The organism is Candidatus Equadaptatus faecalis (genome assembly GCA_018065065.1).
In the GTDB taxonomy this organism is placed as follows: Bacteria; Synergistota; Synergistia; order Synergistales; family Synergistaceae; genus Equadaptatus; species Equadaptatus faecalis.
In genome coordinates this window covers 1-25,746 of the sequence record JAGHTZ010000059.1, presented here as the reverse complement: position 1 = coordinate 25,746, position 25,746 = coordinate 1, and the positions used below count along the sequence as shown (strand labels likewise).

The 25,746-nt window shown below is 51.0% G+C and carries 22 protein-coding genes; 20 read left to right on the top strand and 2 right to left on the bottom strand.

Annotated features, from left to right (window positions below):
- From KBS54_04875 to KBS54_04795, 17 genes are all read left to right on the top strand, one after another.
- On the top strand, positions 1 to 485 hold a 485-nt coding region (locus tag KBS54_04875; protein MBQ0055462.1), incomplete at its 5' end, for a polymer-forming cytoskeletal protein.
- A 560-nt stretch (positions 486 to 1,045) separates the two neighbouring features.
- Positions 1,046 to 1,474, top strand: a complete 429-nt coding sequence (locus tag KBS54_04870) for a hypothetical protein (GenBank protein ID MBQ0055461.1) — start codon at positions 1,046 to 1,048, stop codon at positions 1,472 to 1,474.
- 716 nt (positions 1,475 to 2,190) lie between these two features.
- Positions 2,191 to 2,445 carry a CopG family transcriptional regulator gene (locus KBS54_04865; GenBank protein MBQ0055460.1) on the top strand — a complete coding sequence of 85 codons (255 nt, stop codon included), beginning with the start codon at positions 2,191 to 2,193 and terminating at the stop codon, positions 2,443 to 2,445.
- Between the two features lie 458 nt (positions 2,446 to 2,903).
- Positions 2,904 to 3,659: an AAA family ATPase gene (locus KBS54_04860; GenBank protein MBQ0055459.1), complete on the top strand. Its 756-nt coding sequence runs from the start codon at positions 2,904 to 2,906 to the stop codon at positions 3,657 to 3,659.
- A complete protein-coding gene (locus tag KBS54_04855; GenBank protein ID MBQ0055458.1) occupies positions 3,649 to 5,103 on the top strand; it encodes a hypothetical protein in 1,455 nt (484 codons plus the stop codon). The genes KBS54_04860 and KBS54_04855 overlap by 11 nt, the downstream gene beginning before the upstream one ends.
- Positions 5,100 to 6,206 (top strand): hypothetical protein, encoded by a 1,107-nt coding sequence (locus KBS54_04850; GenBank protein ID MBQ0055457.1) that lies wholly within the window; start codon positions 5,100 to 5,102, stop codon positions 6,204 to 6,206. The genes KBS54_04855 and KBS54_04850 overlap by 4 nt, the downstream gene beginning before the upstream one ends.
- 11 nt (positions 6,207 to 6,217) lie before the next feature.
- A complete protein-coding gene (gene hypF, locus KBS54_04845) occupies positions 6,218 to 8,503 on the top strand; it encodes a carbamoyltransferase HypF (protein MBQ0055456.1) in 2,286 nt (761 codons plus the stop codon).
- A gap of 200 nt (positions 8,504 to 8,703) precedes the next feature.
- Positions 8,704 to 8,892, top strand: coding sequence for a HypC/HybG/HupF family hydrogenase formation chaperone (locus KBS54_04840; protein ID MBQ0055455.1), 189 nt, complete (start codon positions 8,704 to 8,706; stop codon positions 8,890 to 8,892).
- Entirely contained in the window at positions 8,893 to 9,927 is a 1,035-nt protein-coding gene (hypD, locus tag KBS54_04835; GenBank protein ID MBQ0055454.1) for a hydrogenase formation protein HypD, read from the top strand.
- Between the two features lie 98 nt (positions 9,928 to 10,025).
- The gene (hypE, locus tag KBS54_04830) at positions 10,026 to 11,030 is read left to right on the top strand and encodes a hydrogenase expression/formation protein HypE (protein ID MBQ0055453.1); all 1,005 of its coding nucleotides are present in this window, start codon (positions 10,026 to 10,028) and stop codon (positions 11,028 to 11,030) included.
- Positions 11,031 to 11,242: 212 nt separating this feature from the next.
- Positions 11,243 to 12,088, top strand: coding sequence for a M48 family metallopeptidase (locus tag KBS54_04825; GenBank protein ID MBQ0055452.1), 846 nt, complete (start codon positions 11,243 to 11,245; stop codon positions 12,086 to 12,088).
- Between the two features lie 26 nt (positions 12,089 to 12,114).
- Entirely contained in the window at positions 12,115 to 12,642 is a 528-nt protein-coding gene (cobO, locus tag KBS54_04820) for a cob(I)yrinic acid a,c-diamide adenosyltransferase (protein MBQ0055451.1), read from the top strand.
- Positions 12,643 to 12,714: 72 nt separating this feature from the next.
- On the top strand, positions 12,715 to 13,203 hold the full coding sequence (locus KBS54_04815) for a rubrerythrin family protein (GenBank protein ID MBQ0055450.1): 489 nt from the start codon (positions 12,715 to 12,717) through the stop codon (positions 13,201 to 13,203).
- Positions 13,204 to 13,364: 161 nt separating this feature from the next.
- On the top strand, positions 13,365 to 15,509 hold the full coding sequence (locus tag KBS54_04810) for an AMP-binding protein (protein ID MBQ0055449.1): 2,145 nt from the start codon (positions 13,365 to 13,367) through the stop codon (positions 15,507 to 15,509).
- 279 nt (positions 15,510 to 15,788) lie between these two features.
- Positions 15,789 to 16,778, top strand: a complete 990-nt coding sequence (gene dctP, locus KBS54_04805) for a TRAP transporter substrate-binding protein DctP (protein ID MBQ0055448.1) — start codon at positions 15,789 to 15,791, stop codon at positions 16,776 to 16,778.
- 104 nt (positions 16,779 to 16,882) lie between these two features.
- On the top strand, positions 16,883 to 17,380 hold the full coding sequence (locus KBS54_04800; GenBank protein MBQ0055447.1) for a TRAP transporter small permease: 498 nt from the start codon (positions 16,883 to 16,885) through the stop codon (positions 17,378 to 17,380).
- Positions 17,377 to 18,693 (top strand): TRAP transporter large permease, encoded by a 1,317-nt coding sequence (locus KBS54_04795; GenBank protein MBQ0055446.1) that lies wholly within the window; start codon positions 17,377 to 17,379, stop codon positions 18,691 to 18,693. Before KBS54_04800 ends, KBS54_04795 begins: the two co-directional genes overlap by 4 nt.
- Before the next feature lie 109 nt (positions 18,694 to 18,802).
- On the opposite strand, the gene KBS54_04790 is transcribed toward KBS54_04795, so the two are convergent.
- A complete protein-coding gene (locus KBS54_04790) occupies positions 18,803 to 19,669 on the bottom strand; it encodes a hypothetical protein (protein ID MBQ0055445.1) in 867 nt (288 codons plus the stop codon).
- Positions 19,662 to 22,706, bottom strand: coding sequence for a DEAD/DEAH box helicase (locus tag KBS54_04785; GenBank protein ID MBQ0055444.1), 3,045 nt, complete (start codon positions 22,704 to 22,706; stop codon positions 19,662 to 19,664). Before KBS54_04785 ends, KBS54_04790 begins: the two co-directional genes overlap by 8 nt.
- 178 nt (positions 22,707 to 22,884) lie before the next feature.
- On the opposite strand from KBS54_04785, the gene argH reads away from it, so the two are divergent.
- The 3 genes from argH (at position 22,885) to KBS54_04770 (ending at position 25,408) form a co-directional block, all read left to right on the top strand.
- Positions 22,885 to 24,297: an argininosuccinate lyase gene (argH, locus tag KBS54_04780; protein ID MBQ0055443.1), complete on the top strand. Its 1,413-nt coding sequence runs from the start codon at positions 22,885 to 22,887 to the stop codon at positions 24,295 to 24,297.
- A 178-nt stretch (positions 24,298 to 24,475) separates the two neighbouring features.
- Positions 24,476 to 25,030: a LemA family protein gene (locus KBS54_04775; GenBank protein MBQ0055442.1), complete on the top strand. Its 555-nt coding sequence runs from the start codon at positions 24,476 to 24,478 to the stop codon at positions 25,028 to 25,030.
- Between the two features lie 39 nt (positions 25,031 to 25,069).
- The gene (locus KBS54_04770) at positions 25,070 to 25,408 is read left to right on the top strand and encodes a DMT family protein (GenBank protein MBQ0055441.1); all 339 of its coding nucleotides are present in this window, start codon (positions 25,070 to 25,072) and stop codon (positions 25,406 to 25,408) included.
- Positions 25,409 to 25,746: the final 338 nt, after the last annotated feature.

The following is a 25,746-nucleotide window of genomic DNA, read 5'->3' as shown; positions in this document are numbered from 1 at the left end:
CTGCGGAACGCAAAGAGCTTCAGGAAAAAGCCGAAGCGGTTTCTCTTGAACGGGCAACGCCAGAACCTGAACGCGGCGACACGGTGCTTGCGGCAGGCACAAGCTTTGAAGGCACGCTGGACAGCAACGGCAACGTTGACGTGTTCGGCAGCTTCACGGGCGACATAAAAGCACAGGGTCGTGTGGTGCTGCGCTCCGCGATGACCGGCAACGTATCCGCCGAAACGCTTGAACTGCTCAGCTGCACACTGACGGGAGAACTTCACGTAAGCGGCAGACTGACGGTATCTGAAGGAAGCTCCGTGACAGGTGACGTGTACGCAATGGAAGCCGACGTGTCAGGGAAAATAGCGGGCAATCTGTACGTTGAAAAACAGACAAACCTGAAAGCGACGGCGGAAATAAAAGGCGACATAAAAACAGGCAGCATGACAATGGCAGCAGGAGCCAAAGTCGGCGGCAACGTGGAAATGATGAGCGTGTAAATAAGCAGTAAGCCGGAAGCGGTAAGCTATAAGCTATAAGCTGCAAGCTAAAAGCTAAAAGCTAAAAGCCATAAGCTATAAGCATTAAGCAGTAAGCATTAAGCAGTAAGCATTAAGCAAAAAAATCCCCGTCACACTGCGGGACGCGTCAGGAGCAGCGAGGAACCAGGTAAAAACTCACCGTCTCACTGCGGGACGCGAAGCGTCAGCGCGGAGCCCAGCGGCTTAAAATCCCCGTCTTCCTGCGAAAATCGCAGATTTTGCGCAGGAACCAGCGGCTTTACGGGCTTTGCCCGTTATTGAAAAGAAAAACCAAAGACATACCCATACTGGGCACAGGCTGGATTCTGCGCTGCAGAACGGCGAACGAAGAACGAAGAACGAAGAACCAAAAAATCCCCGTCTTGCTGCATGGAGCGAAGCGGAAGTGCAGCATCCAGCGGCTTGCGAGCGAAGCGAGCTAAGGTTCTAAAGCTTAAAGCTTACAGCTTAAAGCTTATAGCGAACGAAGCGACAAAAGCGAGCAGCAAACGAAAAGCAAAAAAAGGAGTAAACAAAAAATGGAAGAATTGAAACAGGAAACACAGGAAACACAGGAAACGAAAATCACGGCGGCAAAGAAAGTTTTTAGGAAACCCAAAGCAAAAGCAATACTGCTGATAATTGCCGCAGTGCTGCTGCTTGGCTGTCTGCTCGGAAACTGCTGCAGGAAATATGACTACGCCGTTATGTGCTCTGAAAACGCGGTAGCCACGCTTAACGAAGTGAAACAGGGCGGCTGGGAAATAATAAACGCCCGCTGGGCGGCAGACGCGAGAGGCGTATGGAACTACGAGCTTATAGTGCGCCGCAAAGCCCCGCTCTTTGGCATATTCGGCAAGAAGATGCCAAAATCCGCTCCCGCGCAGCAGATGAGACAGCCTGCGCCGAAACCCGCGCCGCAGCCGGCGCCTGCGCCTGAAGCGCAGCCGGAAGCTCCGAAGAAATAAAGGGCAGTATAAACAAAATGTGCCTGCGGCGTGTGAGGGCTCGCCGCGGGCACAGCCCTACGCTCTGAAGAAGCAGCAAATACAGGATAAAAGAGGCGCATAGCGCCTCTTTTCCCCGCCTTTCCGCGCAGAAAATTCCCTTGTGCGGGTTTTAAACTCCTCCGTGTTCCATGGGCCGGAAGGGCGGGGAAAAGAAAGCTAAAAGCTGTAAGCTTTAAGCTGGAAGCGTTAAGCATTAAGCATTAAGTGGTAAGCAAAAAAACGTCGCTCTGCACTGCGATGCGGAGCCCAGCGGCTTAAAATCCCCGTCTCCCTGCGAAGCACGGAGGGCTTGCCGCAGCCTGTGCCCCGGAGGGGTAGGTCCAGCAGCTTTACGGGCGAAGCCCGTTAGAAAAAAAGAATTAACGACACTGGATTCTGCGCTGCACTTCGTGCCCGCATAAAGACTAATAAAAAGGCAGAAAGACGGAGAGGTAAGCACTAAGCGAACAGTATGTAACGAAAGAACGGCTTGGGATTATTAAAAAATTCCCAAGCCGTTTGTTTTTGTGCTATAATTTCTGAGGTTTGATTTGCGAGAGTTGTCTTGCAGAGAAAACGAAGAGTAGTCTGAGGCTGAAATTCCGCATTGAGGCTGAAGAGAAAAGGGCGGTTCTGCATGGCATTTTCTCGGACGCTTCGGGCGTCCGTTTTTGTTTTTTTTGGAGGGATTGAAGATGAACACACTTGCCATTATCGGTATTCTGGTGCAGAGTGACTGCTGTACGACAGGGCTGAACGCCATTCTGTCGGATTTCGGCGAATATATAGTCGCGCGTACAGGCGTGCCTTGCAGAAGCACGGGAAAGAACGTTATTTCAGTAATTATCGACGCGCCCGCAGACAAGATTAACGCGCTGTCGGGCAAGCTCGGAAAGCTGCAGGGCATTTCGGCGAAAACAGTAACGCTGGTAAAACAGCCTTTGGCGTAGAACGAAGAACAAAAAGGCAGCTGTAAGCATTAAGCGGTAAGCAAAAAATATTTGTCTTGCTGCATGGAGCGCAGCGAAAGTGCAGCATCCAGCGGCTTTGAAAAGACCTTGAAAAACAAAACGACACTGGATTCTGCGCTAAATCCTTACGGATTTCCGCAGAAAGACGAATAAAAAGGTTCTAACTTCAAACGTCCGCTTCAGCGGACACCACAATTGGTTCTTATAGTAATTGTATTTTGTAGTAATTGGTTTTTTTGGTCATTGGTTTTTAAACACAGTAGTGCGAAGTGCAGACGAAAGCGGTGGGTGAATTGCCCGCCTGTGCCGAACGCAGTGAGGCAAACGTTTTACCGGGCAATTCCCGCTTGAGTACGGAGCGCAGCGACAGTATGTGCGAAGCGTCATGCTTAATTCTTCATTCTGCTTTATATATTGCATTTAATGAGGTGGATAATATGAAAAAGATTGCTGTCTACGGCAAGGGCGGTATTGGAAAATCAACGGTGACGTCAAATCTTTCGGCGGCGTTTGCGTGTCTCGGAAAGCGCGTTATTCAGATTGGCTGTGACCCTAAGGCAGATTCAACGATAAATCTTCTTGGCGGTCAGGCTGTTATGCCTGTCATGAATTTCATGCGGGAGCATGACGAGCTGCCGAAGCGGGAAGATATTGTGAAAACGGGCTTCGGCGGTATTCTCTGCATAGAAGCCGGAGGCCCTACCCCCGGTCTTGGCTGTGCAGGACGCGGAATTATCACAACGTTTAATCTGATAGATGATTTGAGAATTTTTGAAAGTTTTCAGCCTGACGTCGTGCTTTACGACGTTTTGGGCGACGTTGTCTGCGGAGGTTTTGCGGCTCCCATACGCGAAGGCGCTGCCGAGGAGGTGCTTATTGTCACTTCCGGCGAAAAGATGGCGCTTTACGCGGCAAACAATATAAATCAGGCTGTTAATAATTTTGCCGACAGAGGCTACGCAAAGGTCGGCGGAGTTATTTTAAACCGCAGGAACGTGCAGAACGAGGAGGAGAACGTGCGCCGTTTCGCCGAAGCCAATGGCTTGTCCGTTGTCGCGGATATTCCGAGAAGCGACGACATTTCCCGTTTTGAGGAGCTTGGCAAGACCGTTGTCGAGGGCGACGCGAAGCTTCCCGTCAGCGAAAAGTTTTTTGAACTTGCGAGGTTTGTACTCGGAGAAAATGAACGGTAGCGCATACTGCATTACCATAGCAGAGCTTGCTGAACGCGGAGTGAAGGATATTCCGCAGGAGGCCGCAACGACGAAGCATCTTGTTTACAGCTCGCCGGCGACTTTGTCGTACAATTCGCCCGGCGCGCAGGGCTTCGGCGTAAAACGCGCGGGGCTTGCGATTCCAGAATCCGTGGAGCTTGTTGTTTCCTCAGGCTGCTGCGGAAGAAACAGCACAATTGAGGGCGGGGCGGCAGGTTTTTCGGAAAAGATTTTCTTTCTCCGCATGGACGAAACAGATCTTGTTACGGGGCGCCACCTTGCGAAGATACCGCAGGCAGTGAAAGAAATCGCCGATTTTTACAAGCCGCGTCCAAAGGTTGTCGTGCTTTGCGTTACCTGTGCGGACGCACTGCTTGGCACTGACATGGAGCGTGTCTGCCGCAGGGCGGAGGAGGAAAATCCGGATATAAAGGTTATTCCGACGTATATGTACGCTCTGACGAGAGAGAGTATAAAACCGCCTATGGTCGCAGTACGGCGCAGCATATATTCGCTGCTGAAGAAATTACCAATTACCAATTACCAAATGACCATTCAGGGAATACAGAGGTATTCGAGAGTATTACCAATTGAGGAGCCGGCTTCGCCGGATTATACAAAAGTATTAAGCAGTACGGATAAAAACGGCGTGCGGACAGCGGATGACCGCAGTGAACATGGAACGTTTGGCGGCAGCGTCAATCTTCTCGGGCATTTTGCGCCGCTGTATGACAGCTGCGAGCTTTACGAACTGCTTCACAGACTGGGTTTTGCAAAGACAAACGAAATTTCGCGCTGCAAGACGTTTGAGGAGTACAAAATGCTTGCGAATGCTGAATTAAACCTTGTACTTCACCCTGAGGCAAACTACGCCGCCGAAGATTTGCGCAGGCGGCTGGGCACTCCCTATGCCGAGCTGAAACGGCTGTATCAGGCGGACAAAATACACAAGCAGTACGTGCTTTTCGGCGCGGCGCTCGAACAGAAGCTTGACGATGCTGAATTTTACGAGGCGGCAAAAGAGCGCGTGCACTGCTTTAAGGAAAAATTCGCCGGCTGCTCGTTCTCAATAGGCCAGACGCTGAACGCGGAGCCTTTTGAACTTGCGCTTGCCCTTGCGCGTTACGGTTTCAGGGTTGACGCGGTGTTCGCAAATCTGAACGAGGGGTCTTACCCGTACATCAGGCAGCTTGCGCTTGTCAGCCCCGATACGAAGCTGTATCTTCCGGCGTCGCCGACAATGCTGAATTACAGAACCGGACAGGAAAAATCGGATTTTTCTCTCGGCAGGGACGCTGAATACTGGCTGCCCGACGCAGCAAACGTGCCATGGAACAGCGAACGCCAGCCGTTCGGCTTTGACGGGCTTGTAAAGCTGCTTGACGAAATTGAGGCTGCCGCGGAAAGGAAGTCTGCAAAATGAACGGACTTTTCAAATTCATTTCCCCTTTCGCGCCTGACCAGTCAGGGGCAACCGCAGTACTTTTCTCCCTCGGCGGCATAATCGTAATATGCGACGCGGGAGGCTGCGCCGGAAATATCTGCGGTTTTGACGAGCCCCGCTGGTTCACGGAAAAGAGCGCCGTTTTTTCAGCAGGTCTCCGCGACATTGACGCAATTCTCGGCAGGGATGAACGGCTTGTGCAGAAGCTTGAAGAAGCGGTGAAATTTATAGACGCGAAATTCGCCGCAATCATTGGAACCCCTGTTCCCGCAGTTATCGGCACAGATTTCCGCGCCCTTGGGCAGATGGCTGAAAAAAGGCTCGGTATTCCTGTTCTGGCGCTTGATACGACAGGCATAGGGCTGTACGACGAGGGTGAGGAAAAAGCTTACATTGGGCTGTTTTCGGCGTTTGCGTCGGACAAATTCGAGAAAAAATTCGACGTTGGCGTTTTAGGCGCCACGCCGTTGAACCTTCCGGACAAAAATTACGCCGGAAAACTGAAAGAACTTATTGAGAAAAAATACGGCAAAGCCGCGCTGTTTTCAGGAGAAAACGGAATTGACGAGGCGAAAAACGCAGGAGGCGCGAAGCTTAACGTTGCGGTTTCCGTTTCGGGTATAAAGGCGGCGGAATATCTGCGGCAGCGCTTCGGCACGCCGTACATTGTCGAATTTCCGATAGAAGAATCGCACCTCGCACCTCGCACCTCGCACCTCGAATCGAAAATTGATGAGCGAAGGGCGGCAGATGACGCACGGACACTGATTATTCATCAGCAGGTGCTGGCAAATTCCGTGAGGGAGCTGCTTGAGACGCGCGGCGAAACATCCGACGTTGCAGTGTGGTTCAAACTGCATGCGAAATACGCGCGGGAAAACGACGTCAGGCTTTCGGAAGAGGACGAATTGCCGCGGCTGCTTTCGGAAAGGCGCTACACGAAAATTGTCGCAGACCCGATATTCCTCCGCTGCCCCGCAGTGCGCGAACTTGAATTTGTTCCGCTCTGCCATTACGCCTGCTCCGGAGAGCTTTACGCGGCGTCTGCTTTGGAAAATTTCGGCAAAATAATCGGAGAGTAACGTTTTTTGAAATGAAAAGATTAAATATCCGCGTTTTCGGAATAGTGCAGGGAGTAGGCTTTCGTCCGTTCGTAAGCCGTGCCGCCGCGTCGGCGAAAATCACAGGTTCTGTCTGCAACAAGGGGCCGTACGTCGAAATTTTTGCGCAGGGCACGGACGAACAGTTGGAGCGTTTTATGTACAGCCTGAAGCACGAAGCGCCTGAACGCTCCGCAATACTTAAAATTGCGGCGAAAGAAATTCCTGCCGAAGAATGCGGAAGCTTTGAAATTATAGAAAGCGGGAAAGAGCGCGGCGACGTTTTCGTTTCGCCCGACATCGCAGTCTGCAAAAAATGCTCGCGCGAGCTTTTTGACGAAAACGACCGGCGCTATCTGCACCCGTTTATCAACTGCACGGCTTGCGGCCCCCGTCTCACCATTCTTGATTCCATGCCGTACGACAGGGTGCGGACGAGCATGGGCGAGTTTCCGATGTGCCCCGAATGCGGGTACGAATACACGCACCCCGAAACGCGCCGCTATCACGCGCAGCCGGTGTGCTGCAACGAATGCGGGCCTGAGCTTTACATACTGAATTCTGACATTCACGGAACCGAAGCGCTGCTGCACGCGCGCGAAGTGGTGCGCAGCGGCGGAATAGCGGCAATAAAAGGAATAGGCGGTTTTCATCTCTGTTGCGACGCTCTGAACGAAGAGGCGGTCGCGCGTCTGCGCCGTCTGAAAACGCGTCCGCAGAAGCCTTTTGCGGTTATGATGCGCGATTTGGACACGGTGCGCAGACATTGTGTTGTTACGGAAGAGGAAGAAAAACTGCTTGACGGACATCAGAAGCCGATTATTCTGCTTGACCGCGCGGAAGGCTGCAAACTCTGCCCCTCTGTGGCGCCGGGAAATCCTGCGGTGGGCGTCATGCTTCCGTATGCGCCCGTCCAGCTTCTGCTTTTTTCATATCCCGACGGAAAAGAAATGCCTGACTGCCTTGTAATGACGAGCGGAAACGTGTCCGGCGCCCCTATCTGCAGAAACGATGAAGAGGCATCGGCAGAGCTTTCGAAGCTTTGCGACACAGTACTTTCAAACAACAGGAAAATCCGCATACGCGCGGACGATTCAGTTATGTCCTTCTTTGAAAACAAGCCGTACATGGTGCGCCGTTCGAGAGGCTACGCGCCGCTGCCGTTTATTTCGTCCGTGAAATACGACAGCAGCGTGCTTGCGGTCGGCGGAGAACTCAAAAACACGTTCTGTCTTGCAACTCATGACCTTTTTTACCCGTCGCCCTACATCGGCGATTTGGAAAATCTTAAGAGCGTTAGGGCTCTTTCGGAAGCTGTACAGCGCATGTCGGAAATGCTTGAAATCAGGCCGGAGGCAGTTGCCTGCGATATGCACCCGCGCTACAATTCCACGGAATTCGCGCACAGCCTCGGGCTTCCGGTGATTGAAGTACAGCACCATTACGCGCATATCGCAGCCTGTATGGTTGAAAATAGTTTCTGCGGCGACGCAATAGGCGTCTCCTTCGACGGCACGGGCTACGGGCTTGACGGAAGTATCTGGGGCGGGGAATTTCTGCTTGCAAATCTCTCTGATTTTAAGAGACTCGGTTGTCTTGCGCCGTTCAGACAGGCAGGCGGCGACGCTTCCTCGCGCGAGGGCTGGAGAATAGCGGTATCGCTGCTGCTTGACGCGCTCGGAAGCGAAGAAGAAACTGCCGGGGCAAACGAAATTCTGAAGCTTTGCGACGAAAAAAATCTGAAAACGCAGTTCTTCATGCTCGGCAAAAATATAAATACAGTGAAATCAACCAGCTGCGGCAGACTGTTTGACGCCGTTTCGGCACTGCTCGGAATACGCCGCGCCTCGACCTTTGAGGGAGAAGCGTCAATGGCTCTGCAGTTTGCGTCGGACGAAAACGCCAAAGCGGTTGTCCCGGCGCGTATCTCTGACGGAGACGTGTTTTTTGCGGAAACAAAAGAACTGACTGCCGCGCTTTACGAAGGAATGAAACGAGGCGCAGACGTAAGCAGCCTCGCCGGAGGCTTCCATACGTGGCTCGCGGAGCTGATACTTGAAGGCTGCCGCCTCTCGCGCGAAAAAACAGGCGTAAGCTGCGCCGCGTTATCCGGAGGCTGTTTCCAGAATCTGCTGCTGCTTGGCAAAACAAAGCGGCTGCTTGAAGAGGACGGCTTTAAAGTGCTGATACATTCTCTTGTGCCGCCGAACGACGGAGGAATATGTCTCGGACAGGCTGCGGCAGCGCAGGAGAGAATAAAAAGCGGCAGGCTGTTATAAGCTGCAAGCCGCAATAAGCGGGAAGCAGTAAGCCAAGAATACTGCACGAAGAACGAAGAACGCTGAACTGAAAACGAAGAACTATTATTTGCACGTGCGGTCGGTTAAAAATTTTAATTTATAAAATCGTTCGTCGTTTGTCGTTCGCTGTTCGATGTTTGAGTGAATGAAATGAGCGAATATTGAAAGGAGATTATAAAATGTGCGTTGGACTTCCTGCAAAGGTTGTGAACATTGAAGACGGAATGGCGGTTGTGGACGCTACGGGCGCCAGAAGAAAAATATCGGTGGAGCTGCTTGACGAGCTGAATCCCGGTGATTACGTAATGATTCATGCCGGAATAGCGATAGCCAAAATAGACGGCGAAGCCGCGGAAGAAGTGAAATAAATGACTGACGCCGAAAAAACGATAAGGGAATATACGGGCGCGAAAATTCGCATAATGGAAGTGTGCGGAACTCACACGCACGAAATTTTCCGTCACGGCATACGGAAGCTGCTGCCCGAAAACATAGAGCTTATAACAGGCCCCGGCTGTCCTGTCTGCGTTACCCCCGTTGATTTTATCGACGAAGCTCTGTGGCTTGCGGAGCGCGGCATTACGGTAACAACCTTCGGAGACCTTGTGCGCGTTCCCGGCAGCGAAAAAAATCTTGCGGCGGCAAGAAGCACCGGAGCTAAGGTTAAAATCGTCTATTCACCGCTGGACGCTGTTGCTTACGCGGCGGAAAACCCGTGCGAACAGGTCGTTTTCCTTTCCGTAGGCTTTGAAACGACAGTTCCTGCCGCCTGTCTTGCCGTCGAACACGCGAAGAAAGCGGGACTGAAAAATTTCTCGCTGCTGACCGCCAACAAAACTATGCCGGAAGCCTACGGAGTTCTTGCAGGCAGCGCCGAAGCGTTTCTCTATCCGGGACACGTCAGCGTAATTACCGGCACCTCTCTTTACGAAACGCTGAAACAGCGCGGAATTTCAGGAGTTGTGGCAGGTTTTGCCGCTGAAGAAATTATCCGCGCAATTTCTGTTATAGTTGAAAATTTCAAAAAGGGAGAGCCGTTTTTTGAAAACTGCTATCCGAACGTTGTCAAAGCGGAAGGAAACCCTGCCGCTGTGCGCGTAATCGAACGCACAATGACCGCGTGCGACTCAGAATGGCGGGGCCTCGGTATAATTCCGAAATCGGGGCTTAAACTGAACGAGACTTACGAAGCCTTTGACGCGCGGCTGAAATTTGAAATGCCTGAAATCAAAGGACGGGCAAATCCCGCCTGCCGCTGCGGAGAAGTGCTGCGCGGAGACTGCAGGCCGTACGACTGCCCGCTGTTCGGAAAACTCTGCAATACGGAAAATCCTGTCGGCGCCTGCATGGTATCAAGCGAAGGCGCCTGCAGCGCGTACTTCAAATACGGAATAGGAAAATAATTTCTTCGTTTTATGGTTTCAAAGATTTGAACTTGTTTAGACACCATAACAAGGAATTGGTACTTGGTAATTCAAAAACAGAGAGGATGTCTTTTGCAATGTCAGAGCTTATTACGTTAGCCCACGGCGCGGGCGGGAGAAAAACTTCGGAGCTTATCGAAAAGGTGTTCAAGAAACATTTTTCAAACCCGAACCTGACAGCCGACGATGCCGCCGTGCTTGAATTTCCCGGAAAGAAGCTTGCGTTCACCACGGACGGTTTTATAGTTTCGCCTGCGGAATTTCCGGGCGGAAATATAGGCAAGCTTTCAATCTGCGGCACCGTGAACGACCTTTCCTGCATGGGCGCGAAACCGCTGTATCTTTCCTGCGCTTTCGTAATTGAAGAAGGCTTCCCGATGGAGACGCTGGAACGCATAGCCGAAGCAATGGAAAAAACCGCCGCAGAATGCGGTGTCCAGATTTGCGCCGGAGACACGAAAGTTGCAGGGCGCGGACAGGTTGACGGAGTGTTTATAACGACGACCGGCATAGGGCTTGTTGACGAAGAGGCGCGTCCGGCAGGCACCAAAGCGAAACCGGGTGACAAAATAATTGTAACGGGCGACATTGGCAGACACGGCTGCACGATACTGCTTGCGCGCGACGAATACGGCATAGAAGCAGACGTAACAAGCGACTGCGCGCCGCTTTGGGCAAACGTGAAGGCAATGCTTGACGTAACAAAGGATATTCACGTCATACGCGACGCAACGCGTGGAGGAGCGGGCACCGTGCTGTACGAAATAGCGGAACAAAGCGGTGTCGGAATAAGGCTTGACGCGGCACGGATCCCCGTCCGTGACGACGTAAAAGGCGTTTGCGGAATGCTGGGGCTTGAGCCTCTTTACCTTGCCTGTGAAGGGCGCCTTGTAGTGTTTGCCCCTGCGGAGCACGCAGAAGAAATCGTGTCGGCGCTCAGAAAAGTCAAAAATTCGGAGGCCGCGCAGATAATAGGCGAAGTAACGGACGAGCTTCCGGGCAGAGTCGTAATGAAAACGGAAATAGGCACGGAAACTCTGCTTCCGGCGCCGGGCGGAGAGCTGCTGCCGAGAATTTGTTAGAAAAGAAGCATTTTTCGCTGCGCGACACTCGGAAAAGATTCACTTTCGCTGTGCAACACTTGGAAAAGATTCACTTTCGCTTCGCGACACTTTTAATTCTTTTCAAGTGAAGGCTTCTGTAAGTGAAGGCTTCTAAAAGTAAACGTTTTTGTAAGTGAATTCTTTTTAAAGTGAACAGTGTTAAAAAGTTTTAAAAGTATTATAATATACTCATGAGGAAACTTAGACTTCTTGCGGCAATATGCGCAATCTTCTGCACCGCTGCTTCCCCGGCGTCAGCTTCACTGACCAAAGAGCAGGCGCTGAAGGTGTGGGGCGATGTAGGGCAGGCTACGGGACTTTCCTCGCTGCCTTTTTCGTTTAAAGAAAACATTGTGCCTAACGCATGGGTTACCTCCGGCAAATCGGTTACGGTCACTACCAGTCTGCTTGAAATGCTTGAAACGGAAGACGAACTGTACGGCGTTCTTGCGCACGAGGCTGGGCACGTAAAGCTCAGGCACGCAAGCAAAACGGTGAGCAGACAAATAGGAACAAGCATTCTGACGTCCGTAATATCTTCGCTTATCGGCGGAGTGGTTTCGCCTGTCGCAAACGTCGGTGTCAGCCTTGCCTCGGCAGGTTACAGCCGTCAGCAGGAAATTGAATCGGACGATTACGCGGTGAAGCTTGCTTTTCAAAACGGGAAAAACATGGCGGGGCTTTACACCGCGCTGCAGAAGCTTGCCCAGCACAACAAAACGGAACCGAGCGGCTTTAATTCCCATCCGCCGGACGAAAGACGTCTGCTTCACGTCAAAAATATGATACTTTCTCTTGACAAAAACGCCGCAATACCTGGCGAGGAAAACAAGGAAGAAAAGGAATACATCAGTCAGGCGGCGAGATATTCGGCGGCAGCAAACGCTGTTCAGCAGGAACTGAACAGGCAGGCAAAATACGGGGCAAACAGGGAAAACAACGCAGGACCGCCGGCTGTAGACGATACGGCAGCGCCTTTGCCGCAGAACGGCGTTAATACGCCTGCGGAAAACGGCGCACAGCAGAATGCGCAGTAAAACTGCGGCATAAAGGGTGAAATAAAATGTTCGGAAACAAAGGCACGGTTCAGATATATACTGGAGACGGAAAGGGCAAAACGACAGCCGCCCTCGGTCTTGCGATACGCGCGGCAGGTCACGGCGCGCGGGTTGTAATCATACAGTTTATGAAAGGTTGGAACGGCTGGGGGGAGCTGAAAGTTCTGGCGCCCCTCAAAAACGTGACGCTCATTCACACTGGCGCCCCGAAATGCGTCCGTCCGGGCGCAGAATCCGAATGGGATGCCGGCGAAGCGGAAAAAGGAATGCGTTTCGCGAAAAAATATGCCGCACCGCAGATGTGCGACATGCTGATACTTGACGAAATCACCTGGGCAATCTCCCACGGGCTGCTGAAAACGGAAGACGTGCTGAAGCTCATAGACAAAAAGCCGGAGCAGCTTGAAATAGTAATCACAGGACGCGGTGCGCCTCAGGAACTCATTGACAGGGCAGACCTCGTCAGCGAAATAAAGGAAATCAAACATCCTTTTGCTCAAGGCGTCAAAGAAAGACAGGGGATTGAATATTAGAAAAGCGGCAAGTACCAAGAGAGGGAAAATTTAATGCTTTCAGCATAAAAAAATAAAAAGGAGAGAATTACAATGACAACGAAAGAAAATCTCGCAGCAGCATTCGCCGGTGAATCACAGGCAAACCGCAAGTATCTGCTTTTCGCCGAAAAAGCGGCGGCAGAAGGCCACAAAGGCGCAGCACGCCTTTTCAAAGCGGCTGCGGCAGCCGAGCAGCTCCACGCATTTGCCGAATTCAAAGCGGCAGGCGGCGTAAAATCAACGCTTGAAAACCTCGAAGCGGCAAAAGCCGGCGAAACGTATGAATTCACCGAAATATACCCGCCGATGATCGAAACTGCCAAAGCGGAAGGCGAAAAGGCAGCCGAAAGAGCGTTCACGCTTGCAAACGCAGCCGAAAAAGTTCACGCGGAGCTTTATGCGGACGCAATCGCAAACATTGACGGAGACGACGTCTACTACCTCTGCCCGGTATGCGGCTACATCCACAAAGGCAAAGCCGAAGGCAGCTGCCCGATTTGCGGCGTTCCCGCGGCAAAATTCATTGAATTTGCGGACTAAGCTTTAACGCAATTCAGATTGCAAAGCAGTCAGGTATGTGCCGGACTGCTTTTTTGTCGGCTGTGTCTTTTTAAGTCCCATATTTTTGAAAATATGATATAATTTATATAGTGGAATTAAAAGTCCACTTTTTGCGACGCAGAAAAGAGACGGGGTGCGCCATGAAAAAGCTGTTTGTTAAACTGATTTTAAGAATATTCTTCCGTGTCAAAATTGAAGGCTGGGAGAACTGGAAAGCGACGGAAGGGGAAAACGTAATCGTTGCGCCGAACTACGTTTCCTACATAGACCCGCTTATCCTTGCGATGTTCCTTCCGGAAACGGCGCCTTTTGCAATCGAACGCAGACTGACGCAGAAACGCTTCGCCAACTGGTTTCTGCCGCTTGCTGAAACCCACATTCTTGACGCAGACTCACCGATGACGCTCCGCTACTTCCTCGGACTTCTGAAAGAAGGAAAGCGCTGCATCATCTTCCCAGAACTTCAGCCGACAATAACCGGGAACTCAATGAAGGTTTCTGCCGGCGTTGCCCACATTGCGGAGCATACCGGCGCCAAAATTCTTCCGATACAAATTTTGGGAACGCAGAACACCCCGTTCAGCAGAATACAGCACAAACGCGGTCTGAAGCTTTTCCGCCGCGTGGTCATCCGTGTTTTCCCGGCAAAAGAAATCAAAATTCCCGAAGAAATAAAAGGCTCACGGCGTACTGCAATGGCTGGCCGTGCGCTTGAAAAAATAATGGAAGACGCGGCACTGTACGCGCGCCGCAAAGAAAAGAAACTCTTTGACAACCTCATCGACGCCAGAAACGAATTCGGCGGCAACAGGCGCCTCTTTGCGGACTTAGGCTCAAAACCCGTCACCTACAACGGATTTATCACGCGCATACTGCTGATACAGGGACTTTACAGAAAACAGAAATTTGAAGGCGACGTTGTCGGCGTTCTGCTTCCGACCTCGCTTGCCGGCGTAATTTCGCTCTACGCGCTGCAGAACATAGGCAAAATCCCGTCTCCGCTGAACTTCTCAATCGGCGGTCGCGCGCTTGTAAGCTGCTGCCGCACGGCGCAGATAAAAACGGTAATCACAGCCCATACCTTCATTGACAAAGGCAAACTCTCAGGGCTTGTTGATGCCCTTGTCGAAGCCGGCATACGCATCGTATGGCTCGACGACATAGGCAAGAGCATAACAACCGGCGAAAAAATTGCGGCTGCGCTCTATGCCCCGTTCATAAAATCTGCGCCGGTCAAAGAAGGCGAAACGGACAAAACGGCTCTCGTCCTCTTCACCTCAGGCTCCGAAGGCGCACCTAAGGGAGTTGCGCTCAGCTATAAAAACCTCAACACAAACCACTCTCAAATGGTTACAAGAGTTGAATTCTACCAGAGCGACAGGGCAATGAACGCGATGCCGATATTCCACTCCTTCGGCCTTTGCGGAGTATTTATGCCCGTCAACCAGGGCTTCTTCGTTGTATTTTATCCGTCGCCGATAGCCTACAAAACAATCGCGGCTGCCTGTTACGATGAAAGAATAACGATAATATTCTCAACGGATACCTTCCTTCAGGGCTACGCCAAAGCGGCAACAAATAACTACGACTTCTCATCGGTACGTCTGCTCATACAGGGCGGCGAAAAAACGCGCCCTGCGACGACTGAACACTGGTTCAACCGTTTCGGCATACGCATAACGGAAGGCTACGGCGTAACAGAAGCTTCACCGGTTGTCGCCAACAACTACTATGCGCACTTTAAGGCAGGCTCCGTGGGACTTTTCTGTTCAGGAGTGGAGTACAGGCTTGAACCTGTCGAAGGTGTCGCAAAAGGCGGCAGACTCTGGCTTAAAGGCGACAACATCATGAAAGGCTACATCCGCGCGACAAACCCGGGCGTAATAGAACCGCCTAAAGACGGCTGGTACGACACTGGAGACATTGTGGACGTGGACGAAGATGGCTTTGTAACGATACTCGGACGCGCGAAACGCTTCGCGAAAATAGGCGGCGAAATGGTATCTCTCGCCTCAATAGAAGAAGTCATCAACGAAGTATGGCCGGAATACCACCATGCGGCGGTAATGACCGAAGGCGGCAGCAAAGGCGAAACCCTGACGCTTGTCACCACCTCGCCCGACCTGCAGCAGAGAGACGTCCGTGCCAAGCTTGCAGAATACGGCGTTGCGGAAATCGCAATACCGAAGAAAATAATCTGTATGGAAGACATGCCCGTCCTTGCGACAGGCAAAGTCGCCTACCCGGCGCTTGAAGAAAAACTGAAAGCAATAGCGGAAGAATAAATTGCTGTACACCGTCAGCTGTTTGCTGAAAATAAGCATTGAAAGTCCCCGGCGGCGGCCGGGGATTTTTTGTTACCATCGTTCAGAGCTTATGGTATATAGCTTGCATACATCGATTTTGGCCTAAATTGTTTCAAAAACACACACAATTCCTTAAAAAGTTTGATGCGTCAAAAAACTTTGCGCTTGTTTTTTCAGTAAAATACTGTATTATTGTCGGGTCACAAAAAAACGGCACGACGGATACACGCCGCAGCCGTATGAAAGGGAGAGTAAAAAATGAAAAAAATACTCACACTCGTTCTTGCTTTTGCAATAGCATTTTCCGTTGCGGCGCCTTCATTTGCGGCTGAATTCCGCTTTGCCGGACAGTCTGCGCCCAACAACCCTGCAACAAAATTCATGCAGGACATATCAAAAGAAATAGCGGCGAAAACCAAAAACCGCGTCGTCCTCAAAGTCTATCCTGCCAACCAGCTTGGAAACTACTCCGTAGTCACGCCTGAGCTTATGAAAGGCACAGTTGACTTCTCCTGCCAGTCAATAGCGACAGATTTTGACCCCCGCCTTGAAATTCTCTACATCAACGGCTACATAAGCAGCTACGACGACGCGAAAAAAACCTTTGCCGCAGACGGGTGGATGACGCAGCAGCTCAACAAATGCCTCAACCAGGTCGGCATCAGAATGCTCGGCTGCTACATCGAAGGCTTCATCGGCATTGCCTCCAAAAAGCCCCTTAAAGACCCTCTCAATCCTAAGGTTGACAAAGGTGTTCTGACGCGTATTCCTAACATGCTCAGCTTCGAACTCGGCGCAAAAGCAATGGGCTTCCGCCCTGTCACAATCCCATACTCGGACGTCTACCAGTCGATGCAGACCGGCGTCTGCGACGCGGCTGACGGATATCCCACCTACGCGGCATACACGATACTCGGCGACGTAATGAAATACTGGTACAACACAATGTACTCCGTTGAATACCTCGGCATACTCGCCAGCGAAAAAGCATGGAAAAAAATCTCGCCCGCAGACCAGAAAATCGTAGCCGAAGTCTGCGCGAAATACACGAAAAAAGGACTTGAAGACGCGGAGAAAAACGACAAACAGGCAATGGAACTCATGAAAAAACGCGGCATAAAAGTCTTCACCTACAGCAAACAGCAGCTTAAAGCGCTCCACGACGCAAACGTCGCTTCATGGGGACAATTCGCGAAACGCGGTGTTGACAAAAAACTCATGGACGACTTCATCAAACACTTCAAATAGGCTTTGGTATGACAGAAATAACAAAAAAAACCGAAATAAAAGAAACAGAACAGGAGACCTCCGTCTATGCGGGAAACCGCAAGGCGGAGTTTCTCTTTGACAAAATGACGACAAACCTCTTTGCGGTTGTAAGCTTCGGTATGTCAATGCTTCTCACGGTCATAATCTGCGCCGCCACCATACTGCGCTACTGCTTTGAAATAGACCTCTTCGGCTACGAAGAATGGATAAAAGTCTTCGCCTTCTGGCTCTACTTCATGGGCGCGGCATACGGCGCATTCGAAGGCACCCACATATCCGCAGACCTTGTTCAGTCCTATATGAAACCCGGGCTCTGCCGCAGACTGTTCCTTGTTCTCAGAAACGGCATTACCTTCGGCATCTCCTGCCTCTTTGTGTGGTACGGCTGGAACTACTTTAAATTTGACTTAGTGGGTCCTCTCGGCGACGGGCGCTTTACGGCGAAATCCGTCCTCTGGGGAATACCTGCATGGTGTTCATCAATAGCGATATTCACAGGGCTCTTCTTTATGGCGTGGTATTTCGGCGCAGACCTGCTCCGCTCGCTGAAAGCCGCTGCGAAAGGAAGTGACGAAGCATGATCTACGTTGCGCTTGCAATCCTTCTTGCCACATTGATAATAGGGGTTCCAGTACCCGTAAGCTTCATGGTATCCTGCGCGTGGCTCATCTTCTTCGGAGGCCCCAATCATACGGGCTACGACCCCTCGCAGCTGCTTCCCTACGGCTTTGCGCAAATGAACTCCGTATCGCTCATAGCGATAGCGATGTTCATACTTGCCGGCGGCATAATGGAACGCGGCAAAATAGCCGAAAAACTCATCGACGTTGTAGACATCTTTGTCGGACACTTCAAAGGCGGACTCGGGGTAGTCGCGACAATAGCCTGCGCCATATTCGGCTCCATCTGCGGAGCCGCCTGCGCAACCCTCTCCTGCATTGGCGCCATAATGTTCCCGCGCTTCAAAGCAAACGGCTACCCGATGGGACACGCCTGTGCGCTCATGGCAAACTCATCGCTGCTCGGGCTTCTCATACCGCCAAACGCAACGCTCATAATCTTTGCATGGATAAGCGGAATATCAGTCCTCGACTGCTTCCTCTCCACAATAGTTCCCGGACTTTTCGCAATGCTGCTCATCAGTTTCCTCAACGTCCGCATGCTCAAAGACAACCCCGACATAATAATAACGGAAAAACTCCCGCCGAGAAAACGCGTCCTTGAACTCGGAAAACGCGCGAAAATAGCGCTTCCTGCGCTCTTCATGCCGTTCTTGGTGCTCGGTGGCATATACGGCGGAATAATGACCACAACGGAAGCCTCGGCACTTGCCGTACTCTACTGCATACCTGTCGGCTTCTTCGTCTACAAAGGGCTCAACCTCAAAGGCTTTTGGAAAGTAGTCGTTGAAAGCGCGATATCAACAGGCGTAATAATGATAATGCTCTACTCCGTATCAATGCTCTCGCGTCTCTACATACTTGAAGACCTGCCCGGCAAAATACTCACGCTCTTTTACTCAATATCCGACAACAAATACGTCCTGCTCTTCCTCATAAACGTATTCCTCGTACTCATGGGAATGTTAATGGACGACATCAGCGTCGTAGTCCTCACAACGCCGATACTTATGCCAATAATCCAGCAGCTCGGAATAAACCCCGTACACTACGCGGCAATAGTCGGCGTCAACACCGCTGTCGGCTGCATAACGCCCCCTGCCGCCCCTGTTCTCTACCTCAGCGGACGCGTGGGAGGAGCGGAAATCAAAGACATAATGAAACCGGCGCTGAAATTCATGCTTCTTGCATGGGTGCCGGTACTCATACTCACCACCTACTTCCCAAAACTCGTCCTCTTTCTGCCTCACGTCATACGCGGAGTAGAATGGTAAAACAACACAACGGCTTGGGAATTTTCCCAAGCCGTTGTGTTAGTCGTTGTTTCTTATCTGTGTTTCCGCGTTTCTTTCAGCTCAAACGAGCGAATTTGCAACGGTTCTTCTACACGAACTTTTTCGGCCTTCCGACGAGGAGCCGTCTTTCTCCCGTGAGCAGTTCGTAGGCGTAGTCTGCCGCTTTGGCGTAGTATTCCTTGACTGTTTCAAGGAAAGGGTTTGCGCCGCGCCAAAAGGGGAATTCGTGCATTACACCGTAGGCTTCCGGTTTTTTTGTTTCGCGTATGTCCGGTATTTTGAAGCTGTTTGTTCCGAACCAGTTTTTATAGCTATCGTTTTCGTTGACGGGTTCTATTATGATTTTTTCCGGTGAGATGTTTCTGCCGGATTCTTCCGTTTCGTCTGCTGTGCCAGAGAGGCTTTTTATGAGGCTTTGTTTGTTGAAGCCGTAGAGCGCAAGAAGAAGGAAGGGGTCGTTGCTGAAGGCTTCGCCGAGCAGCATGTAGACCGCTATTGTGTGGTCGCAGAGCGGCTCTTCCGAGGGACAGGTGCATTTGAAGGTGTTAAGTCTGTCCTGTGTCGGAAACAGTCTAATTCCTGCTTCGCGGAAAACGTCTTCCGTTTCGTGCGGCAGTTTTCCGGCAAGCAGGTACGCTGCGAATATAGCGTGTTCACGGAAACGTGCCAGCACTTTGTCGCAGGCTTTGCCTGAGAGTGTGTTAAAGCCGAATCGTACCATGTAGGTTTTTGTTCTTTCTCCCTGCACCAGGGCAGATACAAGGCCTGGTTCTATTTCCAGGCTGATTACGCGGCCTCTTTTGGCGCAGCTTTTGCCGCGTGTGTACCGCGCATGGTCAATGCTGTCGCCGAGCGTTTCTATCCAGCGTCTGCCCCACCAATTAAGTCTTTCGGTATCGGCTGTGCCTGTTGTGAGGCGGGAGCGTATTCCCCCGCGCAGGTAAAGATCAGTCATTTTCTTCCTCCACTATGCTGAGTGCGAAGAGTTCGTGCAGTTCTGAGTCAGAGAGTTCCGTGAGCCAGTTTTCGCCTTCGCGTACGACGGCTTCGGCAACCTGCTGTTTTGAGCTGATGAATTTCTCAATTTTTTCTTCGAGCGTTCCTTTGCAGCAGAAGTAGTGTACCTGTACGTTGCGTTTCTGTCCTATGCGGTATGCCCTGTCTACTGCCTGCTGTTCAACAGCAGGGTTCCACCAGCGGTCGTAAAGTATGACGTGGTTTGCGTTTGTAAGGTTGAGACCTGTGCCTCCGGCTTTGAGCGAGAGTACGAATATCTGAGGCCCGTTTGGTTTTGCGAAGCGTCTTATGAGCGTATCACGTTTGTCTTTTGTCAGTCCTCCGTACAGGAAAAGTACTTCTGTCCCGAAGGTTTCCTGCAGGTAGTCTTTTATAATTTTGCCCATTGCCGCGTATTGCGTGAAGATGAGCGTGCGGTCACCGGCAGAGAGCATGACGTCGGTGAGTTCGGCAAGGCGCGCCAGTTTGCCGGAGCGGTTTGCTTTTTCTGCGTCGTCTTTCAGGTAGAGCGACGGGTGGTCGCAGATTTCTTTCAGGTTTGTGATGGTGGAAAGGACAAGTCCTTTTCTCTGGATGCCGCTGGATGCCGCCAGTTTGTTTTCCAGTTTTTTGAGCACGGCGGCGTAGAGCGATGCCTGTTCGCGGCTGAGCGGGCAGAATTCCCGGCTTTCGATTTTGTCTGGAAGATCTGCGATAATTTCCTTGTCAGTTTTTACCCTGCGCAGTATGAAGGGGCCTGTCATAAGGCGCAGTTTAGAGAGTTTCTGCGCGCTGCCTGTCTGTATCGGCCGCAGGAATTCTTTTGCGAAGCGTGTTTTGTTGGGCAGCAGCCCGGGTACGCAAAATTTAAGCACCGACCATAGGTCGCCTACGTGGTTTTCAACAGGGGTGCCCGTGAGCGCAAGGCGCCAGTCCGCAGTGACGGAGTGCGCGGTTTTTGACTGCCGTGTCAGAGGATTTTTTATGTTCTGCGCTTCGTCAAGTATTGCGCCGCGCCATTTGATTTTCGTTATTGTCGCGAAGTCTCTGCTCAGGAGCGAATAGGAGGTTATTACAAGGTCGTTGTTTTGAACAGCTCTTGCAAGTCTGTCGCCGCGCATTCTGCCCATACCGTAATGGACAAGAGTTTTCAGCTGTGGGGCGAAGCGTTCTGCTTCAAGGCGCCAGTTTTCGACGACGGAAGTGGGGCATACGAGCAGTACAGGTCCCGTTTTGCCTTCGTTTTTCTGCTGTTGCAGAAGGGCAAGAGTTTCGACGGTTTTGCCGAGCCCCATATCGTCTGCGAGACAGCCTCCGAGCCCTAACTTTGTCAGCCAGTCGAGCCATGAGAGGCCGCGCAGCTGATAGGGGCGAAGCGTGCCGCAGAAATTTTCCGGCAAACCGAGTTCCGGCAGTTTTGTCTTGCCTGTGAGTACGTCAACTGCATTGCTGAGCCATCCCGATTTTTGCATGGAGCTGAGATGCAGCCCGTCGTAGTTTCCAGAGAGTGTTGAGAGCAGTGCTGAGCGGCGGTCGATTTTTTCCGGCAGCTGTTTCAGATTTGCCATAATTTTCGCGAGCTCTTCCTTGTCAACGAAGACAACTTTACCGTGAAGTTTTACAAACGGTGTTTTAAGTTCCGCAAGTTTCTGTATTTCTTCCGGTGTGAGCAGTTCGTCGCCGAGCGTTATGTTCCAGTTCACGTCAAGCAGTTCGTCCAGCGAAAGCCCGGATTGTGACGAAAAGACAGCTTTGTCTTCAAGGTCTCCGCTGAAAGCAAAGCGTACACGGTCTTCCGGGTTGCCCCATGCGGCAGGGTATTGTACGCGCACGCCGTCTTCCGAAAGACGCGGAAGGGCGTCGGTCATAAATTCGTAAAGCTGCTGTGCCGTGAATTCGCAGAATATGGGGTTGGGTTTATAGAGACTGTCTTCTATCGGAGGAACGTAATTTGCTATTATTCCGAGAGTCTGAAGCAGGAATTTCCTCGGGTTTTCGCCTATCATTTCAAACCAGCCGCGTTCAACTGCGGTTGGATTCCACACGCGTTCTGCAGGTATGATTATGCTTTCGTCGCGCAGTGCCTGTATATGCCAGGTCACGAGCCAGCGTGTGTCGTCGTCCATGCGTTCAGGTTCTTCAAGCCTGAGTATCAGGCGCCAGGGTTCGCCGCTTCCTGTTTTTGCTTCATCCGCCCATGCCGCAATCTGCGGATACACCGAGCGGAGTTCTTCGTTCCAGCGCGTGAGCGAGGTGCGTGCCCAAGTGAGCGAGCGAAGCCACATTTCGTGCGTGTTGTCGATGTTGACGAGTTTGCCTTTGGCGTTTTTTGTCTGCGCCGTTCGGATTATTCCGTCAATAAATCTTTCGAGTATTGCCGTGCCGAGTTTTCTGTCGTCGCTCGGCGCGGTTACTTTTCCTATTCTGAAGTTTTTCAGAACGGGCGGTATGCTGTTGATATGAGAGGTGTATTCGGTATGGTATTTCGGAAGATACAGGGGATCCCAGCATGAGAAGCAGCCGTCTGCCGTTTTTTTCATGTACGGTATGAAGCAGCCGCGCAGGGCAAGTATTGAAGCGTATTTGTAGCTTTCAATCATGAAGAGCGCGTCGTTTCCGGGCATTACTCCCGGTATTGAAAGCCGCCTGTCGCGGTCTTCGAGCTGTTTGAATTTTTCCATGTTTTCGGAGGTGAGCTGAAGTACGGGCACTTCAAATTCCTGAAGCGTCAGGTTGTCCGATTCGTATTCTCCGAGTATTTCCGATGAGGGCAGAGGCATGCCGTCAAATGCCGGCAGAGCTACGTTTGCCGTATAGCAGCGTGTCTGGTTTTCAGCCAAAGTCATGTCTGCCTTTTCCAGCAGTTTTTGCAGCTCGCCGCATGATGCGCAGAACGGGTGAGTGTGCCCGTCTTTTACAATATTTTCGTTGACAAACGAGTGTTCTGCCCAAAGGAAAAACAGTCCGCCTGCGTAGCTGATGTGATAAATAATCATGTTTTTTCTTTATTCCGTAAACTGAAGTTTTGGTTAAAACGCAGCCCTTAAGATTTAACTGTGCACAATTATAACACATATTTTAAAAATTTAAACAGCCTTTGGTCTAATTTTATAGTTTTTTTGTTACAATATAAAGGACAATAAGACAAAGGAAGTGTCGCTTATGCCCAAGGGTATGTGGAAAGGACGTTTTTCTCAGGATACGGCGGAGTCGGTGGTGAATTTTTCGCAGTCGCTTGATCTCGACTGGCGCATGGCTTTTGCCGATATACGGGGCAGCATTGCCCACGTGAGAATGTTGGGAAAGGTGGGGCTTCTTTCCGAAGAGGAAGCGAAAACGATTGAGGACAATCTGCTTGTAATAGCAGATGAGATAAGAGAGGGCAAATTCGTTCCCAAAATTTCTCTTGAGGACGTGCACATGAATATCGAAGCGCGTCTGACAGAGCTTTGCGGGGCAACAGGCGCAAGACTTCACATGGGACGTTCGCGCAACGACCAGGTGAATACGACGGTGCGTCTTTATTTAAGGAAGGAAATTCTTGAGCTTTGGGAAGGTCTGAGGGAGCTTATTTCCGTTCTGCTTGAGAAGGCGGACGAGCAGGCGGACTGTGTCGTCCCCGGTTACACGCATCTTCAGCAGGCACAGCCTATTTCCATGGGACAGTTCTGGATGGCGCACGCGAGGGCGTTTCTGCGCGATGCAGACCGTCTGTTTGCGGCGTATGACGCTGTTGACGAGTGTACTCTCGGAAGCGCGGCTCTCGCAGGCTCCACTCTGCCGCTTGACAGGGAGTTTACAGCAGAGGATCTTGGTTTTTCAAAGGTTTCGGACAACAGTATGGACAGCGTTTCGCACCGCGACCATTTCCTTGACCTGCTGCATTTTGCGGCGGTTTTCGGCCAGCACGCAAGCCGCCTGTCAGAAGATTTAATTATTTATTTCAGCACGGAGTTTGGCTGGGTGAAGCTTCCGGATGCCTACTGCACGGGTTCGAGCATTATGCCGCAGAAGAAAAATCCGGACGTGCTTGAGCTTATACGCGGCAAGGCAGGGCTTCTCGCCGGCGCGTACATGCAGCTTATAACGCTTATGAAGGGTGTTCCGTCCACCTACGACCGCGATTTGCAGGAGGACAAGCGTCCGCTGTTTGAAGCAATAGAGATTATGAAGGGAATTTTCTCCGTGCTGCCTCCGCTTCTCAAAGAGGTTGAAATCGACGAGGCGGCGGCAAAGCGCGGTTTCAGCGACGGGCTTATTCTTGCCACTGACGTTGCGGAATATCTTGTCGTAAAGGGCGTTCCTTTTCGTCAGGCTCATGCCAAGGTCGGCAAAACGGTTGCCTATTGCGTTGAAAAGGGGCGTGCGCTTACGGAGCTTACGCTTGAAGAATGGAAGCAGCTTATTCCCGAGGCGGAAGAAGATCTGTTTCCGCTGCTTACACCGGAAACGGCTGTTTCCCGCCGTATGACACTCGGAGGCACGGCGCCTCTCCGCGTTAAAGAACAGATAAACAACGCCGCGGAAGAGCTTGACGAGTATGTGCAGCTCGGCGGAGAGCTTCTCGAAAATCTGCCGGAGTTTTAAAGAAGTTCACTTTTGCCGCGCTTTAATGTTCCTCAAGTAAGGTTCTGTAAGTGAACGCTTCTAAAAGTGAGAGCTTCAATAAGTGAATCTTTTACAAGTGAATATCTCTTTATAAAATATGCTATAATACAGCAGCAGATTTTGGACTAAAAGACAATTTTGGAAAGAGGCGGACAGTATGACTGTACTTATCGTTTTAATAATAATTTTCGGCGTGCTTGCCCTGTGGCTTATGGGTACCTACAACAGTCTTGTGAAATTCAGGAATTTTAAAGACGAGGCGTGGAGCGGAATTGACGTTCAGCTCAAACGCCGTTTTGACCTTGTTCCCAATCTTGTCGCAACGGTTAAGGGCTACGCCGCGCACGAACAGGAAACTTTTGACAGCATTACCAGAGCACGTTCGGCAGTAACTCAGGCGGGACCTGATCCAGCAAAACGCATTGCTGCCGAAAATGAATTTGCTTCGACGCTTCGCACACTTTTCGCAGTAGCGGAAAATTATCCGGAGCTTAAGGCGAACACCAATTTCCTTGACCTTCAGCAGCAGCTTTCGAAAATCGAAGACGAACTGCAGCTTGCACGCCGTTACTACAACGGAACGGCAAGAAATCTGAACAATGCGGTGCAGCGTTTCCCGAACGTAATCGTCGCGAATTTCTTCGGTTTCAGACCCGCTGCGTATTTTGAAACGGCAGAGGCGGAAAAAACGGCTCCGGAAGTTAAATTTTAACTGACGCATTATTTCTCTGTACAGGCGGAAGTGAAAAATATGCAGAAAATATATCCGTTAATGTTGTTGCTTTGTTCAAACGTATTTATGACCTATGCATGGTACGGGCATCTTAAAAATCTCAGCTCAAAACCGGTTTACGTCGCCGTATTTGTCAGCTGGTGCATAGCGTTTTTTGAATACTGCTTTCAGGTTCCTGGCAACAGGCTCGGCTTTCAGTGCTACACGCTTCCGCAGCTTAAAATCCTTCAGGAAGTTATAACAATGTGCGTTTTTGCCGGTTTTTGTTTCCTTATAATGAAAGAAAAAATAACAATCAACTATCTGTACGCGGCGCTCTGCATGGTCGGGGCGGTATACTTCATCTTCCGCGGATAAAATTTACGTTCTGTACGTTTGAAAGGAGAGCGGAAGCTCTCTTTTTTGTTGTCTGAAGACTGAAAAAGCATGTTAAAAAAATAAGTGAAAAAAGATAAAAAAACAGCAAAAAAGGGGTTGACAAACCTTAAGGAGGAGAGTAATATACCTCCTGTTGCGCGCCAAACCCGGGTAACGGAAACGGCGCCGGCAGGCACCATGACAGATGAATAAGGGCAAAAAAGAGAAGAAACCAGTTTGAAAAAAGCGGAGCCAGTAAATGACAATGAGTTACGATCCAGAATCAAACGGAGAGTTTGATCCTGGCTCAGGACGAACGCTGGCGGCGTGCCTAACAC